Annotated in this window: 19 protein-coding genes; 4 read left to right on the top strand and 15 right to left on the bottom strand. The window is 46.0% G+C overall.

What is annotated here, in order from left to right; all coding sequences use genetic code 11:
• The first annotated feature begins 14 nt into the window (after positions 1–14).
• Both INR79_RS06470 and INR79_RS06465 read left to right on the top strand, forming a co-directional pair.
• Entirely contained in the window at positions 15–2,006 is a 1,992-nt protein-coding gene (locus INR79_RS06470; protein WP_223096459.1) for a methyl-accepting chemotaxis protein, read from the top strand.
• Between the two features lie 233 nt (positions 2,007–2,239).
• Positions 2,240–3,403, top strand: coding sequence for a DUF1887 family protein (locus tag INR79_RS06465; protein WP_022550202.1), 1,164 nt, complete (start codon positions 2,240–2,242; stop codon positions 3,401–3,403).
• 74 nt (positions 3,404–3,477) lie between these two features.
• Here INR79_RS06465 and udp read toward each other — a convergent pair whose 3' ends face one another.
• From udp to INR79_RS06430, 7 genes are all read right to left on the bottom strand, one after another.
• Complete coding sequence (udp, locus tag INR79_RS06460; protein WP_223096458.1) at positions 3,478–4,239, bottom strand: uridine phosphorylase; 762 nt, start codon at positions 4,237–4,239, stop codon at positions 3,478–3,480.
• A 396-nt stretch (positions 4,240–4,635) separates the two neighbouring features.
• Positions 4,636–6,924: a zinc/cadmium/mercury/lead-transporting ATPase gene (locus INR79_RS06455; RefSeq protein WP_223096457.1), complete on the bottom strand. Its 2,289-nt coding sequence runs from the start codon at positions 6,922–6,924 to the stop codon at positions 4,636–4,638.
• A 177-nt stretch (positions 6,925–7,101) separates the two neighbouring features.
• On the bottom strand, positions 7,102–7,575 hold the full coding sequence (locus tag INR79_RS06450) for a response regulator (RefSeq protein WP_004399238.1): 474 nt from the start codon (positions 7,573–7,575) through the stop codon (positions 7,102–7,104).
• Positions 7,562–8,914: an ATP-binding protein gene (locus tag INR79_RS06445; RefSeq protein WP_223096456.1), complete on the bottom strand. Its 1,353-nt coding sequence runs from the start codon at positions 8,912–8,914 to the stop codon at positions 7,562–7,564. The genes INR79_RS06450 and INR79_RS06445 overlap by 14 nt, the downstream gene beginning before the upstream one ends.
• Before the next feature lie 4 nt (positions 8,915–8,918).
• A complete protein-coding gene (locus INR79_RS06440; protein ID WP_223096455.1) occupies positions 8,919–10,337 on the bottom strand; it encodes an SLC13 family permease in 1,419 nt (472 codons plus the stop codon).
• Positions 10,338–10,432: 95 nt separating this feature from the next.
• A complete protein-coding gene (locus INR79_RS06435) occupies positions 10,433–11,938 on the bottom strand; it encodes an MATE family efflux transporter (protein WP_223096454.1) in 1,506 nt (501 codons plus the stop codon).
• Between the two features lie 107 nt (positions 11,939–12,045).
• A complete protein-coding gene (locus INR79_RS06430) occupies positions 12,046–12,465 on the bottom strand; it encodes a CBS domain-containing protein (protein ID WP_004399234.1) in 420 nt (139 codons plus the stop codon).
• A 670-nt stretch (positions 12,466–13,135) separates the two neighbouring features.
• On the opposite strand from INR79_RS06430, the gene INR79_RS06425 reads away from it, so the two are divergent.
• Both INR79_RS06425 and INR79_RS06420 read left to right on the top strand, forming a co-directional pair.
• Positions 13,136–15,136 (top strand): GGDEF domain-containing phosphodiesterase, encoded by a 2,001-nt coding sequence (locus INR79_RS06425; RefSeq protein WP_223096453.1) that lies wholly within the window; start codon positions 13,136–13,138, stop codon positions 15,134–15,136.
• 282 nt (positions 15,137–15,418) lie between these two features.
• Positions 15,419–16,396 (top strand): chemotaxis protein CheV, encoded by a 978-nt coding sequence (locus INR79_RS06420; RefSeq protein WP_004399232.1) that lies wholly within the window; start codon positions 15,419–15,421, stop codon positions 16,394–16,396.
• A gap of 174 nt (positions 16,397–16,570) precedes the next feature.
• Here the strand turns inward: INR79_RS06420 and INR79_RS06415 are convergent, their stop codons facing one another.
• The 8 genes from INR79_RS06415 to INR79_RS06380 form a co-directional block, all read right to left on the bottom strand.
• The gene (locus tag INR79_RS06415) at positions 16,571–18,214 is read right to left on the bottom strand and encodes a methyl-accepting chemotaxis protein (protein ID WP_223096451.1); all 1,644 of its coding nucleotides are present in this window, start codon (positions 18,212–18,214) and stop codon (positions 16,571–16,573) included.
• Between the two features lie 341 nt (positions 18,215–18,555).
• Positions 18,556–19,830 (bottom strand): sensor histidine kinase, encoded by a 1,275-nt coding sequence (locus tag INR79_RS06410; RefSeq protein WP_223096449.1) that lies wholly within the window; start codon positions 19,828–19,830, stop codon positions 18,556–18,558.
• Positions 19,814–20,488, bottom strand: a complete 675-nt coding sequence (locus INR79_RS06405) for a response regulator transcription factor (protein ID WP_004399224.1) — start codon at positions 20,486–20,488, stop codon at positions 19,814–19,816. The genes INR79_RS06410 and INR79_RS06405 overlap by 17 nt, the downstream gene beginning before the upstream one ends.
• A 223-nt stretch (positions 20,489–20,711) precedes the next feature.
• On the bottom strand, positions 20,712–20,978 hold the full coding sequence (locus INR79_RS06400) for a Rho-binding antiterminator (RefSeq protein ID WP_022589451.1): 267 nt from the start codon (positions 20,976–20,978) through the stop codon (positions 20,712–20,714).
• 392 nt (positions 20,979–21,370) lie between these two features.
• A complete protein-coding gene (locus INR79_RS06395) occupies positions 21,371–22,675 on the bottom strand; it encodes an inosine/guanosine kinase (protein WP_004399221.1) in 1,305 nt (434 codons plus the stop codon).
• 183 nt (positions 22,676–22,858) lie between these two features.
• Positions 22,859–24,193 carry a DUF1501 domain-containing protein gene (locus INR79_RS06390; protein WP_223096447.1) on the bottom strand — a complete coding sequence of 445 codons (1,335 nt, stop codon included), beginning with the start codon at positions 24,191–24,193 and terminating at the stop codon, positions 22,859–22,861.
• Positions 24,190–25,725 (bottom strand): DUF1800 family protein, encoded by a 1,536-nt coding sequence (locus INR79_RS06385; RefSeq protein ID WP_223096445.1) that lies wholly within the window; start codon positions 25,723–25,725, stop codon positions 24,190–24,192. Before INR79_RS06385 ends, INR79_RS06390 begins: the two co-directional genes overlap by 4 nt.
• A 136-nt stretch (positions 25,726–25,861) precedes the next feature.
• Positions 25,862–26,836, bottom strand: coding sequence for an ABC transporter permease (locus tag INR79_RS06380; RefSeq protein WP_004399218.1), 975 nt, complete (start codon positions 26,834–26,836; stop codon positions 25,862–25,864).
• Positions 26,837–26,840: the final 4 nt, after the last annotated feature.

Below are 26,840 nucleotides of genomic sequence, written 5' to 3'. Positions count from 1 at the left end.
TGGGAGAGAAACGTATGAAGGGATCAGTCATACGGCGCATGTATGCGGGCTTTGCGCTCATCGTAGTGCTATTCATTGCAACCATCACCATCATGATGGGAGGAATGGAAAAAATACACACCAACTTCGAGACGGTAACCAACACGTCTTTACCTTTAGTATCCATGTCTAACCAAACCAGCGTTCGGCTGCTCTCTGCTGACAAAGCGTTTAAAGACTTTTTAACCACACAAAACCAAGAGCGCATGGAGAGCTCCAAAACAGCATTTGTTGAAGCTCAAAACAGTTTTCAGGATGCTTTGAATGCGTTAGAGAATGCGAGCCGCAATATTCCTGAAATTGCACCAAAAATTGAAGATTTACGCCAGATGGAAGCACAGTATTTTGCCGAAGCTCTGGAGGCAATGGATAACTACGCTGCCATGTTTTCTGCTCAGGAGGACGTACAAAAGTCGTCTCGCAACTTCCAAAGGTTGCACACAGAGCTCAGTGTTCGCATGAAAGAGTACGTCGACAAGCAAGATAAAATTGCCGTCAAAGTGATGGCTGGCAGCTATTTCGACAAGTTAAAAGACTCTCAAACCGCCACTTCCGACGCGTTAGCAAGTAGCGACACCGAGTTTGTAAAAGCCGCAGTAAACAAAAATAAAAAGGCGGTAACGCACCTCAACTATGCCTATCGAGGGCTGGTCAACCAACTTCCAGAGTTAAAGGAAGTGTTCGATGAATCCGTTAAGCAGTTTACTCGCGACGTTGGTAAAGCCGGTGGCGTGTTGGATCAGCACTATACCTATCTGGTTGCCCGTCAAAAGCTATACGACAATATCGCCAGCCTTGCAGTCAAGATAGATGAGTCCATGTTTATCTTAGGCTCCTTTAATGATACTGCTTCAGCTCAGCTCAATGTCTCACTTGAAGAAGCCGGAGTGGTTTATGAAGAGGGATACGTTAAAGCCATTGGGATTGGAATTGTAGTCTGCGCCATTGCATTGGGTATTGGTTATCATGTTGCTCACAGTGTAAGGGAGCCTTTGACGCGTATTCTTGCCACGCTTGAAGCTCTGACAGCCGGAGATATGACGAAAAGAATTGATATCCGCTATAACAATGAATTCAGTCGTGTTAGCCGCCATATCAACACCCTAGCCGACAGCCTGCATGACATATTGCAGGAGTTGAACGATGCAGCAGACGAACTCACCGAAGTTGCGAATACCAACCGTAAAACTTCAGTCGGCGCACAAGAAAAGTTGAACGCTCAGCGTGAACAAACCGCAGGTGTCGCTACCGCTATGACCGAAATGGAGCACTCGGTGACCGAGGTTGCTCAAAGTGCACAAAGCTCATCCGATATGGTTCATCAGGTAGAAACGGCTTCAGAGTCTGGCAGAAAAGTCATGAATGCCAACATTTCTACCATCAATCAACTGGAAAGCCGCTTGAACGAATCGGTTGACGCTGTTTCTCAGCTTCAGAAAATGAGCAGTGAAATTGGTTCCATTCTGGACGTGATTCGCAATATTGCAGAACAGACCAACCTTCTGGCACTGAATGCTGCTATCGAGGCTGCACGAGCTGGTGAGCAAGGGCGTGGTTTTGCGGTGGTTGCCGATGAAGTTCGTGTACTTGCCCAAAAGACAACGCACTCCACCAGCGAAATTGAAAGCATGATCAGCAATCTGCAAACCAGTTCGCACGCTGCAAGCCAAGTCATTAAGAGCTGCATGACCGACATGGAACAATCTGTGGCACAGGCGTCTGACGCGAATAGCGCGATGGAAGAAATTCAGGCACTTATTCTGGAAATCAGCCATATGAGTAATCACATTTCTCAGGCAGCGGCTGAGCAGCAGTCAACCACCACAAGTATCGCAAGAAGCCTGAACGACATTAATAGCATTGCTAATCAAAGCTATGAAGCCATGTCTGAAATCGCTTCCGTCAGTCAGGATCTCAGTCGACTGTCATCTCAACAGGGCGACATTGTTCATCGATTCAAACTGTAATTCCTACCCTAATAGAAGCTCGCAAACGCGAGCTTCTTACTTTCTGTTACACCCGCTCACCACTTGTTTAATTTTTAAAGCAAAAAAATACCGTACAAGTGCAACTCATTGCTCTTGTTATTTAAAACGAGCATCCCCATAACTTAATTGCTTGCTGACTTTTATACCCATGAAATCTAATACTTGGGTTTACCCTCTCATTCTCCAGCAGGCCACTTTATTGAGGACATGAAATGGCCGTACATGTAGGTATTATTGACCAAGACCCGGTGCGCTTGGTGACACCGCTTTTGGACAACCGAACGATCAGCACCCATATCGTTTTCATTGGTGACAAACATCAGGAGCCAATGTATCAACGACTGTACTCTGTATTACAACTGCGTGGCATTACGTCGGAGTTCTACGAAATTCCCAGCGTCGTGAACACATCAAAAATCAAAGAGTCCATTCAAATCCTCGCCGAAGACCTCAAAACCAGAAACGTCGATGTCAAACTCAACGCCAGTTGTGGCTTGAGACACCGATTACTTTCTGTTTACGAGGTATTCCGTACTTATCACTGGCCAATTTTTGTTGTTGAGCCTTTTAGTGACAAGCTTTGCTGGCTATACCCGGATGGTCGTGAAGACGCTCAGGTTGAAGACCACATTAAGATTGAAGATTACCTGACCATATTTGGCGCGCGCAGTGAATTCACTGAGCAGGAACTGCCAGAACAACTGGATCAAAAACTTTACCAACTCGGCGAGCGCTGGGCGGGAAATGCTCTGGAATTAGGTCCGGGTCTAGCGACATTAAACTACCTGGCAACCACGTGTCGTAAAGAACAGAAACTGGATGTCGCTCTGACTGAGAAACAGCAAAGCTACAAAGAGCTGGATATGTTGATTTCGGATCTGGTTGAAACCGAGCTCGCGACCTATGAAAAAGGAATTCTGACGTTTGCCAACGAAGACGCAAGACGCTTTTCGAATGGTGAATGGCTTGAAAACTTAGTTCATAGCACCGTAAAACAGATTCAGGACGAACTCCCAACCATTCAGGACCGTTCTCTGAATGTTCAGGTTTATCGCCAGTTGGGTGAAAAAGAAGTACGTAATGAACTGGACGTAGCGACCGTCGTCAATAACAAACTGCATATCATTGAGTGTAAAACCAAGGGTATGAGAGACGATGGCGACGATACGTTATACAAACTGGAGTCGTTACGCGACCTGCTAGGAGGGCTTCAGGCACGCGCTATGCTTGTTAGTTTCCGTCCTCTTCGTCACAACGACATCACTCGCGCAGAAGATTTAGGTCTGGCACTGATCGGTCCCGAAGAACTGAAAGATCTGAAAGCAAACTTAACCGCCTGGTTTAAAGACGCTGGCGGTCACGAAGAGCTCGATTAATTTTGAGTGAGATTTAAGCATGAAAAAGGGCATCAGATGATGCCCTTTTGTTTATCAAACTTTATATCAAAGCCTTACAGCATTATTTTACGTGCAGCTTCGACCACCACTTTAATAGAGCGAGCTTCTGTTTCTTTTAGCGTGGCATGATCAGGAATTTCTTTTTGTGTGCGGTTAATGATAACCCCAGCAACACATCCTGCTTTGAGACCCGAACTTGCACACATAGTCAGAAGCGTGGCTGATTCCATTTCAAAGTTCAGCACCCCCATGTCTTGCCACTCTTTCATTGAGCCCTGGAAGCGTCTTACAACACGACCTGAAAACGTATCGTAGCGTTCCTGACCTGGATAGAAGGTATCACTTGATGCAGTAATACCAGTGTGAACCGTAGCGCCTTCTTCCAGAACCGCGTCTTTCATTGCAGTTGCAATATCAAAGTCGGCAACAGCTGGGAATTCCATAGGAGCAAAGTGTAGGCTCGCACCATCCAGACGAACAGAACCGGTAGTCACAATCATGTCGCCCACATTTACGTGAGGTTGGATAGCACCAGTAGTACCTACTCGCAAGAATGTTGTTACGCCAAGTTGAGCCAGCTCTTCCACCGCGATTGAGGTAGATGGCCCACCGATACCAGTGGAACAAACGACAACCGGTTTACCATCCAGCTCAGCTTTGTAAAGCGTGTATTCTCGGTGGCTTGCCAAAAACTCTGGGTTATCCATTTCTTCAGCAATCTTCTGTACACGTGCCGGGTCTCCGGGAATGATTGCTAAAGTAGCACCAGCAAGATCTTCTTGGGTAACACCTAAGTGAAAAACAGCTTGAGACATAAAGGACTCCTTGGTTGTCGATTTGTTCTCTTTCACCCCAGTAAATTATATAAGGCTTTTACACCTTCATTTATATTTTCACTTTTTTCAGAAAAAAGGATAACAAGCCGAGGTCAGTTGAGCTCAGCTTGCAGAAAAAAGTGTTGGGGTATTTGATTGATTAATGGGTACCCGTTTACTCTATCGAACAAACCCCAAACAATTAGTGATCAGATTCACGATATCGTTTAAGTATTAACATTGATTTTCAAAGGAAATCGATTTGCATCACACAAAAGTGCAACTTTGTGGCTAATTTACCATCAACGCTTCAGAAGTATTGCCCCTCACTTCAGCAAAAAAAGAAAAGCCTTGCTATTTAGCAAGGCTTAAAATTCGAAAAGCTAATGTCAGTCATCAGTCCTTAGGTGTAAACCTTAGCAGGCGAAGCGCATTTAATGTCACCAGCGCAGTAGCACCGCTATCCGCAAGAACCGCCACCCATAGCCCAGTGATACCAAACAGGCTTGTAAACAGAAAGACGCCTTTTAACCCCAATGCTAACGCAACGTTTTGCTGGATATTTCTCAGCGTTGCTTTGGAAAGCTCTATCATTGCAGGCAACTCTTCTAACCGGCTGTGGGTTAGAGCAGCATCTGCAGTCTCAAGTGCGACGTCTGTTCCGCCGCCCATTGCAATCCCTACCGACGCGGCTTTCATCGCTGGAGCATCATTGATGCCATCTCCCACCATTGCTACATGCTTATGCTGGGCAAGTTCATTGACGTAACTTACCTTATCAGCGGGTAACAAGCTGGCTTTGAAATCCATGGCGACTTTGCTTGCCATTTCTTTCGCTGCAAGTGGGTTGTCTCCTGTAAGCATAACGGAATCAATTCCGAGATTTTTGAGCTTTTCTATTGCTGGAGCGGCATCGTCTCTCAGCGTATCCTGCCAGGCAATCAGGCCTTCCAATGCACCGGAAACAGACACTAGCACCACCGTTTTACCGCGCGATTCCAGCGATTCGATTTCAGTCTTCAGGTCAGACGAGACCTGACCCTGAAACTTAGAAGGTGAAATCAAGATAACGGGCTTGCCGTCTACCTCACCAGAAATACCACTTCCGATCTGTGCCTGTTTGTTTTTCGCCTCAGGCAGTACCAAACCGGAGGATTCTGCCTTCTGAACCAGAGACTTTGCCAGTGGATGAGACGAGCCTACTTCTATAGCAGCAGCCAATGTCAGCAATGTATTTGTATCCAACTCATTGACTGGTTTAACGTCTGTGACCTGCGGCTTACCCAACGTCAGAGTACCGGTTTTATCAAACGCTACGGCTTCAATTTTTCCTAGCTGCTCTAAAGCAGCTCCGCCTTTGATCAACGCACCACGTTTTGCCGCAGTCGCTAACCCAGACGTGATCGCCGCGGGTGTGGATATCACCAAAGCACACGGACAAGCAATCAGTAAAAGTGCCAGACCACGATATACCCAAGTCTCCCAAGGTTGTTCAAAAAATAATGGCGGGGTAATGATCACCAGCAGAGATACCACCATCATTAATGGCGTGTACCAGCGACTGAACTTGTCTAAGAATCGCTCCAAAGGAGCTTTGCGAGATTCCGCCTCTTCAATCAGGTGAAGAATTCGATCGATGGCATTCTCACCTTGCTCAGAAGTAATGGACAGTCGCACAACTTTATCGACCACCACCGATCCAGCCATTACCTGATCACCAATATCTCGCCCGACAGGAACCGACTCCCCAGTGAGTGCGCTTTCATCAAAACTTGCATTGGTATCAACAAGCTTACCGTCTGCCGGTAATCTGTCCCCTGGAGCGACTTCAATTATGTCACCAACACTGAGTTCAGACGCAGCGACTTCAACCCGAAGGCCGTTTTCAATGCGAATAGTATTTTCAGGCACCAACGCCATTAAAGACTGAACGCCACTTCGAGCCCTTGACGCCGCGTACGCTTCCAGCCTCTCCCCTAATAGAAACAGTAAAAGAACCATTGCGGCTTCAATGGTTTCACCCAGATAAAGCGCACCAAGTGCTGCCACGCTCATCAGGGTTTCAATGGCAAACGGAGTGCCGCTTTTCGCCAGCTGAATGGCTTTTCTGGCGACAGGATACAAGCCTGCAATGCACACAAAGGTGAACATCCACGCACCAACTTGAGGAGACACTTGATTGATAATGGCGGAAATTGCCATCGCAGCGGAAAGCGAAATGATGTTCAGGTTCGCTTTCAAAAATGTCAGAGTTCGGTTTTCAGTGGTCTTGGGTTCGACCTGTTTTTTTGGTTGTTCAAACTGAAATCCGGCTTTGCGCACCGCTTGTTCGATGAGAGGTAAGGTGGCTGCCTCTTGATATTGCACAACGAGTTTTTCGGTGGCAAACAGCACCTTGGTATGGGAAACATCCTTGATTGCAGATACAGCATTTTCAACTTTTCGCGCGCAGGACGGACAGTCCATACCCAGAATTTTCCAACTGCCAGACAGCGTATCACCGCCTGGCGACCGCTCACCCTCGTCTTCTATCGAAGCTGTTTCGCCTCCTCCAGAGCAGGAATCACTGTTACAACAATGACCCGATTCTGTATTGCTTTCGAGAGGTGCTATGGGCGTGCAGCTACTAATAGAAAGGGTTGGTCCAGTGTGTTTGCTTTTGCAACTTTCGTGTTTGATGCACATAGTCTTTATCCTTATAAGTATTGGAATGAAAGCTGGGAACTTGGTTTTGTTATGCCGATTCAAGTCCTGCGCATTTCACTCTCATATGAACCATAGATAATATTTGATTTTGACTATACACCTTGGAGTCGAGTCTAAGGTCAAGCAAATTTTAGAGAAAACCCTTTTTTGTGAAAATTACCTCAAACGACTGAATACAATTTGTTGATCAAGCTGAAGCTGATACGATTCGTATTCCAGACCTGCGTCAAAAATGTATTCAGTCACTAAGCGCCTTGCGCATTCAACCAGTTCTTTCCCAACCCATGGCTTTTCGAAGTAGCTTTCAATACGAGCCTGATTGATGGCCGAAATCGTATCCTGATGTGTCGCCTGCCCTGTCAGAAGCACTTTTTTGGTATGAGTAAAACGACGATCCTGAGAAATTTCGGTTAAGAGCTCAACGCCTGACTGTCCCGGCATAACATGGTCCGAAATAACCAGTGCAATATGCTCACCTTGTGCATCCAAATCTTCGATAAGTTCCAGTGCTTCTTCTGCCGACTCGCAGTCCTCAATAGTCAGCCATTCTTCTAAAGGTGCGAGATCTTGCAGCACCGCACTCAATACTTCCCGCTGGTCATCCACACACACGATGTTAATTTTTTCCATAACCAACCTCCTTTGGGTTTGTCGATTTAGGTAACTTGATCCGAAAGACCGTTTTTTCGTCGTCGCTCTTCACGACAACACTTCCCTGATAGCGGCTAACCATTCGTTTCACGATGGATAACCCCAACCCAAGACCGAACGAAAGCCCACCTTTCTTGGTGGTAAAATTGGGTTGGAATATTTGCCTGCGAACGCTTTCTTTTATTTCTGGGCCATTATTGGCAATCGTCACTTTGATGTGGTTGTCGCTCTCTCGGGTTAGGATCTCAATACCGGGATGAGGCGTAGACGACAGAGCATCGCAGGCATTTTTGATGATGTTTGCCCATACCTGAACCAAGTCACTTTCACTGCCTTTTATCTTACTGGTACTAGCGGGGCTGAATCTTACATCGACTCGCCGAATATCACTTTGCAGCAAAGCCAGAGACTTATGAATGGTGTCGTTAACGTCTACCCATTCTTCGGCTTCGGTATCAGAGCGCCCCAACTGCTTCACCGATTTAACGATGCTAACAGAGTGTCTTGCCGCCACCCGCATGTCGTGCAAGTCTCGTCCTACGCTCCAGTATTTCACTGCGTCTTCAGGCGATTTAAGCCAGTCGTCTGATAACTCGGAGGGCGAAACGGCTCTCGCTAACGCCTTCGCCAGTTGCTTTTCAATCCCAAACTCACTGCTGATTTGCTTTGCTCGTGCACGAACTTCCTGAGAGCTGGCCGTCTGTCCTTTCAGAAGGCCAGCATCAACAAACTGACTGGCTCCGGGGTGTAATTCTTCAAGCAACGCTAGAATGACTTCCTGCATACGTTCAGTTTTGCTACTGAGTACCCCAACTGCATTGTTCAGTTCATGCGCAATGCCTGCCGCTAGCTGCCCAAGAGTAGTCATCTGTTCTGCGGTGTGGAGCTGAGTCAGCACTTTTTCTTTCTCAATTGCTTCTTGCATGGCGCGCTTCTGGCGCCGTGAAAGCTCGTTGAGAATCACAGGAGTAAACTGTTGAGTCAGTGAACCCAGTCGTTCTTCATCAACGGGAGGTGTTTCGTTATCTATCCAGGCGAGTACGCTTGGTGACTTGCTTACAACGCTGGAAGACGCCACAAAATCTCCGGAAAAGAAACTGTGAACACCAATAAATGCCCCCTCAGACGCACTGAATACTTTGGCTACCGATGAAGAGTTTTCTGTTTTTACAAACCCTTCTAGCTCGCCCGAAACCACATAAAATAGACGTCGGTTTTCTTCACCTTCCGTCAGGAGTGCTTCTTCAGTATCCAGTTCCAAGTGGCACATCGGGTTGGAAAAATAATGCTCAATCACCTTGGCTACACTGGTATTCATGTCGCTACCCTATAAAACCAGACAGGTTAAGAACCCAAACCAACACAAAGCTCAGAACTACCCCAACCAAACCGAGAATAACCCCGACTTTTGCCATCTGGTTCGTGGCCACGTTTCCGGTGGCGTGGGCAAGCGCATTAGGAGGAGTACTAATAGGAAGCGACATCCCCAAAGAAGCTGCGAATGTCACAACCAGAATCAGCGTCACTTCTCCACCCAGAGGTGACAGCGTTGCCATAGACGTCCCCAACGCAGCCATGATTGGCATAAGTAAGTTGGCTGTAGCGGTGTGAGACATGAAATTAGCCATCAGCAGGCATAAGAAAGCTGCACCAAGCAACACAATATAAGGAGAGAATGAATCGAAAGGTATGCTGTGCACCACCAGACTTGCCAAGCCGGTTTTATCCAGCGCCAAGCCAAGGGCAATACCACCTGATACTAACCACAATACGTCCCAGGAAATCTTTTTGAGATCTTCCTTGTTTATGATTCCGGTTAACGAAAATACCGCCACCGGAATTAACGCCACGGTATAAGAATTCATACCGTGGGCAGAGCCCATCAACCAAAGCAAAATGGTGAGTGCGAAGACAATGTAAACAGTGATGGCTTTGGGTGTTTTAAGGAACTTGCCTTTAATTTTGAGATTGATGTGCTGTTCGTCAGCGGGATAAAGCCTTCCTATCAGAACCCAAGCAAGCGCCATCATAACAATCACAAATGGCACACCAAAGGTCATCCATTCACCAAAGGAGATCATATTCTCACCCGAAAGGTATTTTAGTGCTATGGCGTTTGGTGGCGTTCCAATAGGAGTGCCAATTCCACCTATGTTAGCGGCAACTGGTATAGATAGTGCGAAGGCGATTCTTCCCGGATCGTTCAAACCAAACACGGCAATCACTGGCGCGAGTATCGAAAGCATCATTGCTGTAGTCGCGGTATTGGACATAAACATGGAGAAAACGCCGGTAATCAGCATTAAACCCAGCATCACATTTTTTGGATTGGAGCCAAATGGCTTGAGAAGCACTCTGGCCAGGTTGACATCAAGCCGGTATTTGGTGGCGGCCATCGCCAGAAAAAAACCGCCCAGAAACAACATGATGATGGGGCTGGCAAAGGTTGCCATGATGTCACTGTATTTTAGAAGCTCCCCGAAATGCGGCTGCCCGGCATCAAGCCGGAAGAAGATCAGACCTTTATCTGACAGCAGCAGTAACTCCAACACGATAATGACAACAGATGTGGCATAGATGGGAATTGGCTCCAATACCCAGCACAAAGCGGCAAGCAAAAAGATAGCAACCACCCGCTGTTGCAGTATGGTCATTCCCTCAAAAGGAAAAGCCGAGAGTGGCATGATGAGAACGATCAAAGGGACAATGATGGGGATGAGAAACTTGCTATATTGGCGCATATGACAACCGTGCTTCCTTATACTGCGAACGCACACATTATGTGCGATATAAGGAAGACGGTTTATGGCGTCAGATCAATGAATATGCAAACAGGCTATGTCTCTGAGAGAGGACGATCCCCCTGAGCTCGTGCCCTGGCCATTTCACACACGTGCTTTTGGGCTGTGACTTCTTCCATCATTACCGGATCACAGTTGCAAAACGGCGCCATATTCACAGTTGTCGTCGCGGGATCGATTTCATCTGGCACGTTCTCGGGTTCAGACTGCTCGGTTTCCATCATGGAATGCACATGGCGCTGCAGAACACCGATACCAATAATACCGAAGACTACTGCCCCCACCGCCTGTCCGTACAGCACACCTAATGCACCAAACCATTCTGCTCCCAGATAGACAAATGGCAGAGTACCGATAGTGGCTTTACCTAAATTCAATGCGGTTGAATAGACTGGCTTGCCCAGATTATTGAATGAAGTGTTCGCGACAAAAAGTGCGCCATTAAACACAAAGCTTAAGGATACAAAGGTACAGAATGCCGCAACCATGATTTGCGCATCGCCCGTCAAACTGAACCCGGAAATGATGTATCCCTGAACGAGATACAACAACACCGAGACCGCCAGACAGTAAATAGTGACAAAGATAAGCGAGTTTTTAAGCGTATCTTTTACCCGATCAATTCTCTCGGCACCGTAGTTCTGACCGATGATAGGACCAACCGCACCGGAAAGCGCAAAGATCACAGCAAACGCAACGGGAATAACCCGACCAATTACAGCGAAACCGGCAACGAAATCTTCGCCAAATTGCGCAATATTTGCCGTGACGATAGCGTTACCAATTGGGGTTGCTGTATTGGTAATTACCGCCGGGAAGGCGATGGTCAGAATGGTACGTAAATCTTCCAGCACTTCTCTTGGTACCGGTACTTTTACCAGCTTGTGGACTTTGAGAAGCGGCATAAATGAAACGTATAGAACAGTGAATCTAGCTACCACAGATGCTGCGGCCGCGCCTTCTACATTCCAGCCAAAACCAAAAATGAAAATCGGGTCCAGAATGGCATTCACAATACCACCAGACAACGTCGCCCACATACTACGTTTGGCATCTCCTGATGCTCTCAATCCAGCACCACTTGCCATGGCTAATGCCAGAAACGGGCTGCTGGGTAGTATGATTTCCAGGTAGGCTCTTGCGCGTTCCAATGCCATCCCTTTCGCACCTACCGCACTCAAAAGTTCATCAAGGTAGGCATACATAAACAAGGTGACGCACAAAGTGATAACGAATGAGATGACCAAGGTGTTACTGGCAAGACGAATCGCTTTGTCGTGCTGTTTGGCTCCCAGGGCTTTTGAGACCAGCGCACCCATTGCGATGGAAGAACCAATAGATACCGAAGTGGAAAAGAACAGTAATGTTCCGGCAAATCCAACGGCCGCCGCCAGTTCGACTTGCCCCAACATACTGATGAATAACATGTCCAGTAAGTCGACCGCAAACAGCGCCAGCAAGCCGACTGAGCCTGCGCCTGACATCGTCAGGATGTGCTTCATAGTCGAACCAGTGACAAATTTGGCTTCTTCTGTTGCCATATGAGAACCTTTGTTTTTATTTTTTGTTTATAGACAGTAACAAAAAAGGCGCTATGTGCGCCTTAATAAATTCATCAGAAACCAAATTGTCACAAACTCGCGAATGCTTAAACCGGGTGCTGAAAACAGTCCTTAAGATTAATCCCAATCGCCCTGAGCACTTCAGTTCGGGTCACAATCCCCAATAATTTCCCGTCTGAGTTCACGACTGGATACACTTTCGGCTTACCCACTTTCATCATGTCTGCCAGCTCAATAACGGACATTTCAGGAGAAACGGTTAACACATCTGTGCTCATGCAGTCGGCGACAATGTGCGTGTCTTGGCAGTAATAGCTGACTTTGACCAGTTTATCGAGCAAATCCTGCTCCGATAAAAATCCTATCACCTGCTTTCGTTCGTCTAAAACCGGACCACCCATGTGCTTAGAGCTCATAACCTTATCCAGCGCAGCAGTCAGAGACATATCTTTAGTGAAGGTAACTGCATGGTGCACCATGTAATCTTTTACTTTTAATGATTCCATCTTTGCTCCTTAAATTGCCCTTTTGGCGCAGCCAACCAAACGAACAATGTTGCTCTTAGTTTTAATCCGATTCGTATACCCCAGACTTCATTAAGCAGAAATCAACGCATATTTGTGTGGGTATAAAGTAAGTGTTGCCTAATTTCTTGTTTTTACTAAATCGAATTGAACAATTTTATTAATAGGTGAGCCCTATCTCACTATTAATACCTTCTGCAACCCAGAGCTGAACCCTCTTATTAAACATTTACTTAAAAAAAACCGAGTTAACTTATTAAATTCTATTACACTTTTTAGGAGGGCTTTTATAGGCGATAAACGATTGGAGAGAACTTGAGCTTTATTCCAATTTTTCACTTAAAACTCACGAATAGAACTGAATCGCCGAAATAATGATTTAAAGGACAATTATAAAGCTAAAAACATGGAAGCCGCCAAATGGATAGCAATATGCACGCAGATGCGCCAACTCTATGTTTTCACAAAATAAATAGAAAAACGACATCCGATGTATCACTATTGACTCTTACATCAAAAAAGAACTTCAATTGTTACTTTTCGGTTAGTTTTAGTCGTATAACAGGCTAGGATATTGAAAAATATATGTAACTAGGGTCAACGCACAATAACCTGAAGTTATGTAAGGAAATATCTCACGGACATGGGGTCTATGCGAAAAGAATTCGTCTCAATTGCCAGCAAGGTCGCGACTCAGGTCAGGCAACCACTTTTATGGTTGACACTGATGGCGTTGTTGCTGCTTTCGGTTGCCAGCTATTACCTTTCTCTTAGCGAGATGAAGAAAAATGCGTCTTCCCGAATTCACTCCGTCGAGCGTTCTACGGCGTCTGCCATCTATAATTTCGATTTCGAACAGCTCTCCGCCATTACCGCTACTTTTGACAATGACAGCCTTTTCGAGCATTTCTCTATTTGGTCAGAAGGCGAAATGCTGGCGCAAACCCGAGAGCTGGATGTTTCGCGAAAGGATCTGATTTGGAACGAATGGGAGCACCGTTTCCCCCTCACCTACATCAATAATTACGGCGAAGAGATGGTGGTGGGTCATATAGAAGCCTATGTAAACCCAGAGTACCTGCTCAGTTTTTTCGCACTCTCTATATCGATTTTTCTCGCCTCTATTTTGTTTATTGCACTGTGCATACTGATCATCGTAAGGCGTTCATTTCACAAAACCGTGGCACACCGCTTAACGCACCTCTCCTCTCAGTTCAATTTGCAGCGTGAACATAACGAATACGAACATCTGACCAAAATTGAGGATTACCCGCAAAAAGAACGAGATGAAATTTCTGATCTGGTTGACGCTTACAACCTGTCATCTTTGCACGCAGCAAGGTACATCGAGGCCATCAACAAGAACAATGAACTGCTTGCGACATTGGCGCAAAAAGACCCGCTAACGGGAAATCTTAACCGTCAGGCTTTCTTAGAAAACATGAGCCAGACACTTGAACAGCCAGACGTGCACGGAACGCTAGTCAGGGTCAATATTCTCGATTTCTCGTCCATCAATCTGAAATACGGCCAACACCATGGCGACGATATTTTAAAGAAAACCAGCCAGACCTTGGTTCAATGCAATCCATCCAATGCTTCCGTGTGCCGCTTAGGTGGTGATGATTTTTTTCTCTTTTTGCCAGCATCAGAACCGTCAGACAGCGAGACTATTTATCGCAATATCAAAGAGAGCATGAGTGCGCACGATCTCAATATCAACCTAGGTATCGCCCGCCACCCAACCAACGCCTCGGAAGCTGAACTTCTTATTCACTGTGCAGAAATAGCCCTGCTGGAAGCCACAGAGCTCAAACTGGATTACTGTGATTACCACGAACAATACGAGAGCGCGTTAAAACATAAGATCTATCTGGATTCCTTTATCGAAGAGCTGATTGCCACTCACAAATTCCATATGCATTATCAGCCACAAATGCACCTGGCGACGTTCGATATTTTCGGGGTGGAATCCTTGCTGCGACTGGATGAAAACGACCAGTCTTCCCCCTGGGAAGTCATCACTCGGGCTGAGAAAACCGGCACCATGCATGATTTAACGCTGGCCATCATTGAGAAAGTATTCAAAGACTGGCAGCATCACATCCATTCCTGCCCGAATAGCTTTACGCTCTCTATTAACATATCGCCTTTGTCTCTCAGCAAAGAGCGTTTTTGCCAGCAGGTTTTAAACTTAGCTACGCGCTATAACTTCCCGCTAAATAAGCTGGTGTTGGAGCTGACCGAGCTTGCTAAGGTGCAGCAACAAAAGGAAGTGAACGACAACCTACTGCAATTGAGAGCAAGTGGCGTTCGTTTCTCACTGGATGATTTCGGAACCGGATTTTCTTCGCTGGAATACCTGCTTAGCTACGGCTTTGATGAAATAAAAATCGATCGTAAGTTTGTGATGGATTTGGATTCACGGGAAGAATCGGTACAGATAATCAAAGTGATCAACTTCCTTTGTCAGACATTAGGAATGCAGGCAATAGCCGAAGGCATTGAAACACCAGAAGAAGAGCTGACATTGAAACGTCTTGGGGTGACTATTGGACAGGGATTCCGCTACTCTCGAGGGCTGCCTATTAACCAGTTAATGGACTACATTTCGCAGCGCAAACACGCTGAGTTAAAGCGAACGTTGAACTAAGTTTGCACCTTTACTATCAGGCAAAAATATTTATTATCGCTGGGTATAAAGTCCGCACTGTTTTTGCCGATAAATTACGAGTGCCAGGGATATGATTTAGCCTTTGCATCATGTTGCGCTTGTCTTCAGCGAACATTGACTATACTGTCATTACAACGCTAAACAAGCCCAGCTTTAGACTCAAGAATTTCGTTGTGACACTGCACCTTGAGGTTCCTTGGGTATATACTAAAATAAATATCAATTAACTGCCTGACAGTACTAACTTGAAATGTGGTATCTATGAGTAACAACCTTAACAGTACGGTTTTAACCGAAAGCGGTACAAATGAGCTGGAAATTATAGAATTTCATCTGCAGAAACTACTCCCGGACGGTACAACTAAAACCTGCTATTACGGTATTAACGTTGCGAAAGTACGTGAAGTAATTCAGGTTCCTGAAACGACAGATTACCCAAATGCACAGCCACATATGGTGGGTGTATTTTCCTCTCGCGAAAAGCTGACTCCCCTTGTTGATTTAGCAGGCTGGTTGGGTGTTCCTACCAAACAAGACATCGACAGAAAGTTCGTTATCGTTACCGATTTCAACCGCATGACTAATGGCTTTCTGATAGACAGCATCAGCCGTATCCATCGTATTTCCTGGGAAGATGTAGAATCGCCTAGCCAGTTCTTGGAAGCAGGTGAAAACGACTGTGTGGTTGCGGTAGTTCGCCAAGATGGCAACCTGATCATGATCCTGGATTTCGAGAAAATCATCGCTGATATCAACCCAGAGCTCAGCATGGAGAAATACGACGTTACCATCGACAAGAGTGTTGATCTTAACCAGCGTATGGTTACAAAACGTCAGGCAAGAACCGTAATGGTTGTGGACGACTCAGCCTTTATTCGTAGCCTGATTGAGAACACGCTACGCTCTGCAGGTTACAATATCATCACCTGTAAAGATGGTGGCGAAGCTCTGGAGAAGCTCACCGAATTTGAAGGTCTGTCGAAATCAGAAAACCTACCTATCTCCGAGTTTGTTGATGCTGTGGTAACAGACGTAGAAATGCCTCGAATGGATGGCATGCACTTGCTGAAGCGTTTGCGTGACAGTGAAACCTTCGCGCAGATGCCAATTGTTATGTTCTCGTCTCTGATGAGTGACGATAACCGCCAGAAAGCACTGGACTTAGGTGCCAACGACACCATCACTAAACCGGAAATCGGTCGTATGATTACAATGATGGATCAGTACATTTTCGTGTAATGAAATAATAGGTATTAGAAAGGTCGCTCTATAGCGACCTTTTTTGATCTCATGACTTTTTATCTCATGATAAGTAACGTTTTATCCCGAGTTTGGCTTAAATAAACAAAACCCCGAAACGAGTTCGGGGTTTTATTAAGTTAGCGATATTGTCTAACCTTCAAAGTCGTGTCACTACACGCGGAAACGACCCACTAAGTTGTCCAGACGCTCACACTGAATCGCCAGATTTTGCGAAGACTCATTGGCTTCTTCAACAACATGAACCATTTGTTGACTGTTGTCTGCAATGCGCTGAATGTTGCTGTTCACATCTTCACTTACTGTGGTTTGCTCAAACGCCGCAGTCGCAATCTGAGAGTTCATTTCATTAATGATGCCTATCGAACGACTGATTTCATTCAGAGAGTCAGACGCCGTATTTGCCTGCTCAATGGTGCGTTCACCACCCTGCTGGCTGGACTCCATTGCGGTCACCGCTTCTTTCGCACCAGCCTGAAGCTTCTCAATCATGATCTGAATTTCACCGGTGCTGTCCTGAGTCTTACTTGCCAGGGCACGCACTTCATCTGCTACCACCGCAAAGCCACGACCTTGTTCCCCTGCTCGTGCCGCTTCAATCGCCGCATTCAGAGCAAGTAAGTTGGTTTGCTCTGCGATGCCACGAATAACATCCAGAATCGAAGCAATGTTTGAGACGTCAGAATCCAGTGTATGAATGACGGAGCCTGCATGTTCAAGCTCATTAGCCAGCCCCTGAATTGAGGTGACTGTCGCGCGAAGCACGTTCGCAGCTTGTTGAACTTCATCGTTGCCAGATTCACTGGCAGATGCCGCTTCCTGAGCATTCTGGCTGACGCTCTCACTGGTGGCTCGCATTTCATTGATAGCAGCCGCTACCATTTCACTTTCTTGCTGCTGAGACGTAACGCCAGAGACCACATTTTCGGTCAGCTGGTTAAACTGATTCATCTCATTGCGAACCTGGTGAGTAGCATCCACAACTTCACCAATGGTCTTTTGCAGTGAAGACACAAAGGTATTGAAGTTTCGACCCAGTTCGCCCACTTCATCAGTGGATTCAATATCGACACGTTTGGTTAAATCGCCCTGACCAGATGCGATTTCTGCCATGTTTTCGTTCAGGCGACGAATCGGACCAATGATCCAGCCGGACAGTAACCAAGTCAGAGTGGCACCCAGTAATACTGCAAGACCACTGCCCAGCTCCAGAGCCAGTTCAGAGGTACGTGCCGCATCACTCGCCTGTGTACGCAAGTCGCCCTGTACTTTTTCAATATCTGAGCGTACAGATTTCAGTGCTTTACGCATGACGGAAAAGTCATTCATCATCGCGCTTTGGTTCTGGTCAAACAGAGCTTTTGCACGGTCTGGGTCTGCAAACATGGTTTCGTATTTGCCAATCCAGCTTTCTGTAGCTCTGATAAGCTTGTCAACGGTTGGCTTGGAGCTTGCTGGCAGTACATCGGCATCGAGTAGATCGTAAAGGCTCTTTAAACGAGGGAGCGCTTTGTAAGCGTTGTCTTCAAATTCAAACTTCTGCTTTTTGATTTCTTCCTGATCACCGTTTGCCAGCATTAGCCCTTGCGCTGCTGAAATCACCTGATACAAATCGCGATACGCATCCTCAATTTTCTCAAGAACAGGTTGAATCGTATGGTTGAGCTTTTGGTTCGCTTGGTTTTGAGCACCAAAAAGAACGACGTTATAAATAGTGATTGAAGAGAACAAAACGATCATCACTCCAACCGGAAGTGCCATTTTCATTCTCAGAGAGAGGTTAGATAACCAATTCATACTTTACCTACAATAGAGCAATTACTCTAAAACATTGATATTACATACCCGCACAGGCATCGCTGTGAGCGGAGATAACAAAATTTTAATTCATAGAACTGCGTGTTTTCGTTATCTGAATCAAAGCAACATGCGGGCTAAAAATTCCCTTGAGTTACTTTTGACTCGTATAGCCTTTCCCCTAAATTTTCACCGCCAGCAAGCAGCTAATCGTTTGCGCAGCATTAAAATAAGGCTATATATAACAGTAGCTTATAATAAGCCTTGCTTCTTTCCGTATGGGTGCACTAAATACCATTTATTTCTAAATTAAACAATATTTTTTATGAGGAGAATTGCCGTTAACTGAAAAATATTCGTGCACGAAGACCCGGCTGATTATCTTTGAAAATCAACTTAGCCTGATGCTGTTTCACCACAGCTTCAACTAACGCTAACCCAATTCCGTTACCCGTCTCACTCCGGCTTTTGTCTGCCCTGAACAGCGGTTGACACACTTTGTTTTTATCGATGTCTGAAATGCCGATGCCGTTGTCACTGACCACGACACCACACTGATCCGTCACCACTTCGATACAGCCTGATTCGGGTGTGTACTTCACCGCATTTTCAACCAGGTTAAACAATGCCCGGAACATCAGTGAGCGGTCACCTTGTATTTGGCAAGGTTCGTCTTCTCTTAAGGTCAGAGTTTGGTTTTTTTGCTCTGCCAATGGCATTAGAAAATCCACCACATCTCGAGTAACCTGCCCCAGATTGACTACCTCTTTTTTTATTGCCACCTGCCCGCTATTTAGCCGTGCAATTTCAAGCATGCTATTGAAAAGAGAAAGGATAAGATCCAGTTCATCCTGACACGACATAAGCTCTTGGGCGTGACTTTCATCCAAATTTTCTGAAAGGGTTAGCTCCTCAAGTCTCAATTTTAAGCGAGCCATCGGCGTTCGCATATCGTGTGCCATACCAATTGAGAGAGATTTGAGAGTCTCTTCATTCTTTTCCATCTGCTCAATCATAAAATTGAGATGTATTGCCAAAATATCGAATTCATCATCATTGGCTGATACAGGCAATTTCACCTTTTTTTCACCACACAGGAATCGATTCATGGCGTGATTGACCCGATGAAGCTTACGCAGTACCACAATGGCAAAGCCGGCCACGCCGATAAACATGAAGGTGACTGGAATAAGGACACCGGACAGGATCATGGGTACGACTTTGGAGCGGTAAGATTTCAGCAACTCAGGTTTGATTCCGATTTCCAGAGTTCGTCCATCAAAAAGAATAAGCTGATTATCTCCGACACTGTTGCGCATTACCGGATAGGACTGGGGAATGGATACTCGAATGATGTTATAGGTGAAGGGGCTGTCGGATTCTCGCTTTCGGGTAACGAGTCGCTCTATCTCGTTGCCACCACGTAGATTGGCATCGCCAAACTCCTGGAGTTCATCCTGAAGTTGCTGGTTAAGCTGATCGCGGTGAAAGCGTTCTGAATGAAGAAAAACCTGATGAACAAACAGGGAGTACAAAATCCCTATCGCCAGTACCAACAACAGAAGTATTTTGAATACAGAGGAACGGGTAAGGTCGTGATTAACAGCGAAGGACATAACCGGCCCCACGAACCGTATGCAGCAGGTTAGTTCCCCCTACTTCATCAAGCTTTTTCCTTAAGTTGGCAATATGAACATCAATCACATTGGTTCGGGGATCAAAATGATAGTTCCATATCGCCTCAAACAAGCGCATTCTGGAGATCACCTGCTCTTCGTGCTCAAGGAAGTACTGCAAAAGCTGAAACTCTTTGGGCTGTAAGTGGAGTTCAGTCCCTTCGTAGCTGACCTTGTGTGCTTTCAAATCCAGTTTTAAGCCTGCGTACTCCAGACTACTGACAATCTGAGTTGTTGGTTTGTGGCGGCGGACTATGATGTCTGTTCTTGCGATTAACTCGGCAAGGGCAAAAGGCTTGGTGAGGTAATCGTCACTCCCCGCCTGTAAACCACTTACCCGATCTTCCACGCTATCCATGGCGCTTAGAATCAGCACAGGAACCTGTACTTCAGCGGCTCTTAACGCGGCAAGTACTTTCATTCCATCCAGACCCGGTAACATTCTGTCCAAAATGATCATCTGATAGTCGCAGCTTACCGCCATCATCAAACCATCCTGACCGTCGGCGGCTTCATCAACGATGTAGCCATGCTCTTTCAGCCCTTTAGAAACAAATTCTCTTGTGGTGGCATCGTCCTCAATCACCAGAATTTTCATACAGTTACCCTTCAAGTACTCAACAAAGTGAATACTATCAAAGGGGTAACGATAAAACTTTGTATAAGGACAAAAATGCGGGGTTAATTGGTCATCTTAAATAGCCAAGGCAATGCAATATCATGGAACGGCGTATCTCTCACGGCAAAGACAATCTTAACTAATTGAATTTATTTGAATAAGTAGATCAAGGAGAGGTTAGCCAACTGCGATGAAGATAGGATTAATTATTGTTAATGTGGATTGTCGTGAAGTGCGGGTTGGGCGTTTTCGCAGTCATGGTTCGGATTTGGTCCATCTGAATGAAAGATTCGTCTTCGTCCAGATGGCTTAAAACAAGATACTCAATGCGGTCGGCACCTATTTTTGTACTTGTGGCAACGCCTTCTTCTGTTTCTCCATTTAACATTTCCAAAGTCACTTTGAATTTGAACACACAAGCCAGTTCAATAAAGTCGTACTTGTCACAGCTGATCATAAGTTCTTCCATTTAACAACGTCCTATTAATCATGGCATAGATTCCGCTGTTAGGGAGAAAATAAATCCGGTTTAAGCGCACAAAAAAGCCGCCTTTTCAGGCGGCTATCAAATCTGTCATACGACCATATATACCCAAGTGACCTCAAGATGCAGGATTCAGAGCATCATATTCTGTTTCAGTTCAAGGAAACGAACGCAGCGGAATGACCCGTCCTTTCCAAGTTCTTTGACGATGAAATGAGACAGAATATGGGCTCCCAAGGGCTAGTTTAACTGGCTTTCATACTGCGTTACCGATTCTTGATTTAGAACCACTAGATCTTCAAATCGGTGTCTTGTCTGAAAAGCCAGTTAATTCTCGCTGAACTTAGCATCTTGAGGTTACTTGGGTATAAGATAAATTATCTTTCCCAGTATGCTTCTTCTAAGCTGTCTTCACGCTCTGGCAATCCTCGGGAAAGACGAGGTGAATGCTGAACCAATACTTCATAGCTGGCGCGGTTTGAATACTTGCACACTTGTGAGAACGATGAATACGTCAGATAAGGATACTGGTGCTTGCTTGAATTAGGCACGTTTTCCTTGTGGTAACGGTTTGCTGCCATATCGTGAAGGAGCGCAGACAATGCCGCGTCTCCGGCACCATTGGTGTTTTTAATTTTCTCTGGCCCCCCCATATAAGGAGCGATGTGAGAATAAACTTTGACTGGGTTATCAGTATTGGCTTTGCGTACCGGGCGACTGAATTCGTAACGGTTAAACTCCGCAATTGCACCAGGAAGAAGTGGCAGTGAGGTTTCGCGCTTTGCAGTATCTTCAGCAAATCCTGCCATGTAAAGACCAACAGGGCCTGCGGTACACAGAACCAGATCCACCCATTCCAGAGTCTTGTCCGAAGCTAAAAGCGGGTCACTTTCCCCCGTCAGTGCTTCAGCTTCATCTTCATTCATGGCAACAACGCTGACGTGCTCAGCCAAAAATTCCTGCCAGAAAGTAGGATCATCCTGAATCACATATTTAGTGCCCAGAGTTAGAACAACTGGCACATCGTATTTCTTCGCATACTGGATAGCCTGCATTGTCGCTTCCGGCATTGGATCACCCGGTTTACAACGAACCAGATAAGCGGTAAGAACTAGCGCAGAAGCTTTCTGGAAAATGTTCTCGGGTATGCTTTCCGGTTTCAGTTGGTTCATGTGACCTTCACTGATTGCGAAAGTACGTTCGCCATCTTCACTAATAAGTGCAAAACAGCGACCGATAGCGCCGTCTACACCCTGCAGGTAGTTTAGGTCCATTCGGCTAGAGGTATTGCAAAGATAGCGATAGCCGTAGCTGCCAATTTTGATGTCCTGACTCATCACACCAAGCAGGATAGATTTATCGTCAGCTAAAACAGAATAGTTGTGCAGAGTGTTACCGATAGTGCCACCAGCAAATTCATTGGTGACCAGCCCCTGATCTTTCAGTTCGTTATAGAGGTTTTCAGCCGTTTCATCATCGATAACCAGTGAGTGTCCCTTACTCAGTGCAAATTTCTCAATGAATTCATCGCTCACTTTCGCTTCAATATCCACCAGAGTCTGGTCGATACCAACGATGTGAGTACGAGCCATTTTCTTGCTTTCCTGTGCTTGAGTAACGAGTGGATCACGCGCGTGCACAGGGAAATAATGTTTGGATTTTCTTTGACCGGGAAACTTCATAGTAAATAAAACTTTTTAAGGGACAAGTCGGGAGCGCGATTGTAGCTCGCCTGTATATACGCGGCAATAAGCCCCAAAAAGGCAAACGTTTGCTTGTAGATATATAGCATAAACCCCTGTTTGTACTTCGTTTACATCGTTTGATTTAGTGGCTTTGACGGTTACAGACGCACAATTTGCGCATCAGGATTTAAAGAATTGTAGTTCATGCTGAGCAAAATTTTTGAGATTGGGAAAGACATAATCCAGCCCAGTTCCAGTAACGCCCATCCACTTAGCCAGAGTTGCTCCTACCTGATCGTTCGATAAAGTTGGGATGATACGTCCAACGCCAAGATCATCTGCACCTTTTAGGGAGATGTCCGGATATACACCAATAGCATTCTCTGTTTGTACACTGCCACCCACTATTAGCTGATGACTTCCCCACCCGTGATCAGAACCTTTTCCATTTGCCGCAATTCTTCGACCGAAATCAGACATAGTAAATGTCGTCACCTTCGAATCGAGTCCCAGTTTTTCTAACTCAGCATATAACTGCGCAATACCCTGACTCAGCTCTCTAAGCAGTGCTGGATGCCTTTCTAGCTGGTCATCATGAGTATCGAAACCGTTCAGACGAACAAATATCGTCTGCCTTGAGTGGCTAAAATTTGGTGCGAGCCTTATCAACTTCAGAGCTGAGTTAAGTTGGGGACCCAACGTTCCTATGCTGAGCAGTGATTCTGAATCAGCAATTGGGGCAAGTTGATCAGATAGATACTCGCTTTTTTCCAGAGCCTGTCCTTTTACATCTGAAAGGTACTGATGAAAGGGACTTTCTGGTGACTTGTCATTCATGGCAATGAAGCTTTGCCGAGTACGTCTGTTTTTATCCAGCATTCTCAGCTTGGTGATTTTGCCGATCTTGATGACGTTTTGCTGAACTTGCTGTGCCCGAAGCCAGTACGTTTCTCTGCCCAAGCTGAAAGAAGGTTCTATCTTCCCGCCCAATTCAAGAACATCCAGCATACGACCTGCCCAGCCATAGGCATTACTTAGCCCGACAGCACCTTTCATCCATTCCCCCGCCTGTGAATTATGAGAAAACAGCTGCGGGGGCAGTGACTGGCCATTGTTGATGCTTTGCTTGCTCAGAGGCTCTCGTAGAATCCCAGAGTTAAGTACCACGTTACCTTTGCCCTGCTGGATAAGATTTTGAAGTTCAGGCATGGCTGAGTGTAATCCTAAACTGACGGCTTCTCCTTCTCTATCTTTCACCTTTAAATCAATCGGCAAAATTTCATTGCGTTCTAAAGCAAGATCGGAACGCGCCTTCTGGTATTGAAGGTAGTGTTTCTCGTCGGTTGGAATAACAGTGTTAAATCCATCGTTTCCGCCGGCAAGATAGATGCAAACCAATGCTTTAAAGTCTTTGTTGTCATCTCCATGCGCCCCCATTACCAAGGGAGAATTCAATAGCGCAGGGAAAGATAAAACGGATGCAGAGCGTAAAAACTGGCGGCGGTTAAGCTTCATTTCAAACCTCCCTGAACAAAATATTCATCACTGGTGAGAGTCAGATAAAGCAACTCCTGAAGCAGACGCTTTTGCTTACGTGTGCCTTTCACATTCCCATATTTGGCAGAATGAATGACCAGAATATTTTTCATTTCCTTAGACATGGTTCCACCAAGTAACACGAAATCGAGCGCTGAAACCAGTGACTTCGGCTGGCTGGTCAGATCCAGCCAACCTTGCATGTTTGCGGTGGGGGCATTTTTGTTGGATTGCACAAGGTAAGACAACGTGATGTTGACCATCTCGGTGTAACTGTTCCAGTTCATCAAGGCCAATTCCGGCGCGACCAGATTATGCTGTGCCAAATCCCCTGTTGGCTGATAATCGGGAGAATAGAAATTAAATACCGAAGGCGAGCGAAGCGGTCCCTGTTGTGTAACACGGTATACCCGTCGAACATCCACTTCCTGTTTGTTCTGGGGTGGAAACGCCCTATATAACTGAGTCATGGCAAGTAAAGGCTCTTTAACTTTAATTGCCTGTTCGCTGAAGGCTTCCGGGTCCATAAGAATGGCTTTAAACACCGCTGACAGGTCTCCCCGAATGCCCATTCCATTGTTCACAAATACGTTGGCGACGCGCTCAATATACTGTGGTGAAGGGTTTGAAGACGTCAGTCTTTGAATCAATAAACGGGATATATGGGGCGGCAAATTTGGGTGATGAAAGAGAATGTCCAGTGCCTGTTCGAGATCTTGTTTTGGGGTTTGCCAGGCTTTAAACGCATACCCCATAAACCGCTTAGTCTCGTAATCATGATGATTGCCATTGTTTTTCATTGGCTTAACTAGCGATTTTTCACTGCGGGTCCAGCCTGTCAGAATTCTCGCCAGCTCTTCAACATCATTCTGGCTATAAGCTGGGATCGGCTCTCCAGCATTTCTTTTCACGCTGCCATCAGGGTTAAGCTGATATAAACCGAGCGTAAAAAGCTGCATCACTTCTCTGGCGTAGTTTTCATCCGGAAAGCGCCCTTTTTCAGGGTTGGCTTTTTTGCTTCCCATCATGGAAAGATATTTGCCCATAGCGGGGTGTAATGTCACCTCTTGCAGTAAATCCCGGAAATTGCCGAAAGCGTGTTTTACCAAGACATCGTAATAGCTTGCGAGAGAATCTGGATAACGCCCTAATCCCCCAAACCGAGAGACAACAAAAATCTGACTGAGAGCGAATGCGCTACGTTGACGCAATTGATCAGGCGATTCGGTGACAACCTGCCACCATACGTACTCACGCCTTGCCTGTTTTTCAAAAGCTGTCGAGTTAGAAAACCGTGGGTAATGATAGGTGGGAGTCTCACTAATCTGCAGATCAATCCATCCTGACCGCCCCAGTTTTTTCAGTTCATTGAAATCACTCTGAGTTGGACCAAATGTTGCTGAAAGCAAGACCTGAAAATGGGTTTTGTCGTCATCACTGGCTTGTGCCGAATGGATGAATGCACTCGCCAAAACAACAAGTAGCAGGGGCAGATTTCGTATTGTCCTCATACTTAGCCTCGGTCATTTCCCTTGAATTAGTTATAGGACAAATAACCGAAGAGCCGAGTACTTTTACTAAGATTTACATGTAAAAAAGCCAGCAGGCGCGAACCTGCTGGCTTTTAAAAAGATTGATTTACTGTGGTTAGCGCTCTTTAGTGTATGGCTTAGCAATCGCTTTAGGTGCGATAGCCTTGCCAATAAAGCCAGCAAGAAGAACCACGGTAAGTACGTATGGCAGAGCAGAGAACACCTGAGTTGGAAGAACACCAACTAACGGTACTTCGACACCTTGCATACGTGTTTCAAGGGCAGACAGGAATCCAAACAGCAGACAGGCAAAGAATGCCGCTTTCGGATGCCATTTACCGAAGATAACGGCTGCCAGTGCGATATAGCCCTGACCTGCAGTCATCTCTTTACCAAACCCTGCATTCTGGGCAGTAGAAAGGTACGCACCAGCAAGACCACATAGGACACCGGTTACCATAACCGCACGAAAACGCAGAGAGTACACAGAGATACCAGCTGTATCTACAGCGTTCGGTTCTTCACCTACCGCACGAACACGAAGCCCAAATCGAGTTCTGAACAACACCCACCAAGTCGCAAACACAGCAACAAACGCAAGATAAACCAGAATGTTGTGACCAGAAATCAGCTCTGAGTAAATAGGTCCAAGAACAGGAATGTTTTCCCCCAACCACTCTGCTCCTGGCAGGTCAATCGGTAGGAAACGCTGCTCATTTAACAAAGTCGGCGTCTGACCACCGCGTGAGAACCAGGCGTGCCCAAGTGTAATCGTCATACCGGAGGCAAAGAAGTTAATCGCCAGCCCTGAAATGATCTGGTCCCCTTTCTGAACGATTGAAGCATAGCCATGCACCAAAGACAGCAAAACGGATGCAGCAATACCTGCTAGCAAGCCTAACCAAGGAGAACCAACGGCATAGGCGGTTGCCGCTGCAACAAAGGCAGAAAACAGCATTTTGCCTTCAAGACCAATGTCGGCAATACCAGAACGTTCCGAGAATATCCCTGCCATCGCAGCAAAAATAAGCGGAATAGCCAAACGAATGGTTGAGTCGAAAGTGGACAATAGCCAGTTAAATATTTCCATCGTC

This window comes from Vibrio sp. SCSIO 43132, assembly GCF_019904195.1.
Lineage (GTDB): Bacteria > Pseudomonadota > Gammaproteobacteria > Enterobacterales > Vibrionaceae > Vibrio > Vibrio nigripulchritudo.
The sequence above is the reverse complement of the archived record's forward strand: the minus strand, read 5'-3'. Positions and strand labels throughout refer to the sequence as shown.

What these genes read in the sequence shown, in the direction of transcription:
- INR79_RS06470 (WP_223096459.1), top strand. Translation starts at nt 15, where the DNA reads ATGAAGGGATCAGTCATACGGCGCATGTATGCGGGCTTTGCGCTCATC.
- INR79_RS06465 (WP_022550202.1), top strand. Translation starts at nt 2,240, where the DNA reads ATGGCCGTACATGTAGGTATTATTGACCAAGACCCGGTGCGCTTGGTG.
- udp (WP_223096458.1), bottom strand. Translation starts at nt 4,239, where the DNA reads ATGTCTCAAGCTGTTTTTCACTTAGGTGTTACCCAAGAAGATCTTGCT.
- INR79_RS06455 (WP_223096457.1), bottom strand. Translation starts at nt 6,924, where the DNA reads ATGTGCATCAAACACGAAAGTTGCAAAAGCAAACACACTGGACCAACC.
- INR79_RS06450 (WP_004399238.1), bottom strand. Translation starts at nt 7,575, where the DNA reads ATGGAAAAAATTAACATCGTGTGTGTGGATGACCAGCGGGAAGTATTG.
- INR79_RS06445 (WP_223096456.1), bottom strand. Translation starts at nt 8,914, where the DNA reads ATGAATACCAGTGTAGCCAAGGTGATTGAGCATTATTTTTCCAACCCG.
- INR79_RS06440 (WP_223096455.1), bottom strand. Translation starts at nt 10,337, where the DNA reads ATGCGCCAATATAGCAAGTTTCTCATCCCCATCATTGTCCCTTTGATC.
- INR79_RS06435 (WP_223096454.1), bottom strand. Translation starts at nt 11,938, where the DNA reads ATGGCAACAGAAGAAGCCAAATTTGTCACTGGTTCGACTATGAAGCAC.
- INR79_RS06430 (WP_004399234.1), bottom strand. Translation starts at nt 12,465, where the DNA reads ATGGAATCATTAAAAGTAAAAGATTACATGGTGCACCATGCAGTTACC.
- INR79_RS06425 (WP_223096453.1), top strand. Translation starts at nt 13,136, where the DNA reads ATGCGAAAAGAATTCGTCTCAATTGCCAGCAAGGTCGCGACTCAGGTC.
- INR79_RS06420 (WP_004399232.1), top strand. Translation starts at nt 15,419, where the DNA reads ATGAGTAACAACCTTAACAGTACGGTTTTAACCGAAAGCGGTACAAAT.
- INR79_RS06415 (WP_223096451.1), bottom strand. Translation starts at nt 18,214, where the DNA reads ATGAATTGGTTATCTAACCTCTCTCTGAGAATGAAAATGGCACTTCCG.
- INR79_RS06410 (WP_223096449.1), bottom strand. Translation starts at nt 19,830, where the DNA reads ATGTCCTTCGCTGTTAATCACGACCTTACCCGTTCCTCTGTATTCAAA.
- INR79_RS06405 (WP_004399224.1), bottom strand. Translation starts at nt 20,488, where the DNA reads ATGAAAATTCTGGTGATTGAGGACGATGCCACCACAAGAGAATTTGTT.
- INR79_RS06400 (WP_022589451.1), bottom strand. Translation starts at nt 20,978, where the DNA reads ATGGAAGAACTTATGATCAGCTGTGACAAGTACGACTTTATTGAACTG.
- INR79_RS06395 (WP_004399221.1), bottom strand. Translation starts at nt 22,675, where the DNA reads ATGAAGTTTCCCGGTCAAAGAAAATCCAAACATTATTTCCCTGTGCAC.
- INR79_RS06390 (WP_223096447.1), bottom strand. Translation starts at nt 24,193, where the DNA reads ATGAAGCTTAACCGCCGCCAGTTTTTACGCTCTGCATCCGTTTTATCT.
- INR79_RS06385 (WP_223096445.1), bottom strand. Translation starts at nt 25,725, where the DNA reads ATGAGGACAATACGAAATCTGCCCCTGCTACTTGTTGTTTTGGCGAGT.
- INR79_RS06380 (WP_004399218.1), bottom strand. Translation starts at nt 26,836, where the DNA reads ATGGAAATATTTAACTGGCTATTGTCCACTTTCGACTCAACCATTCGT.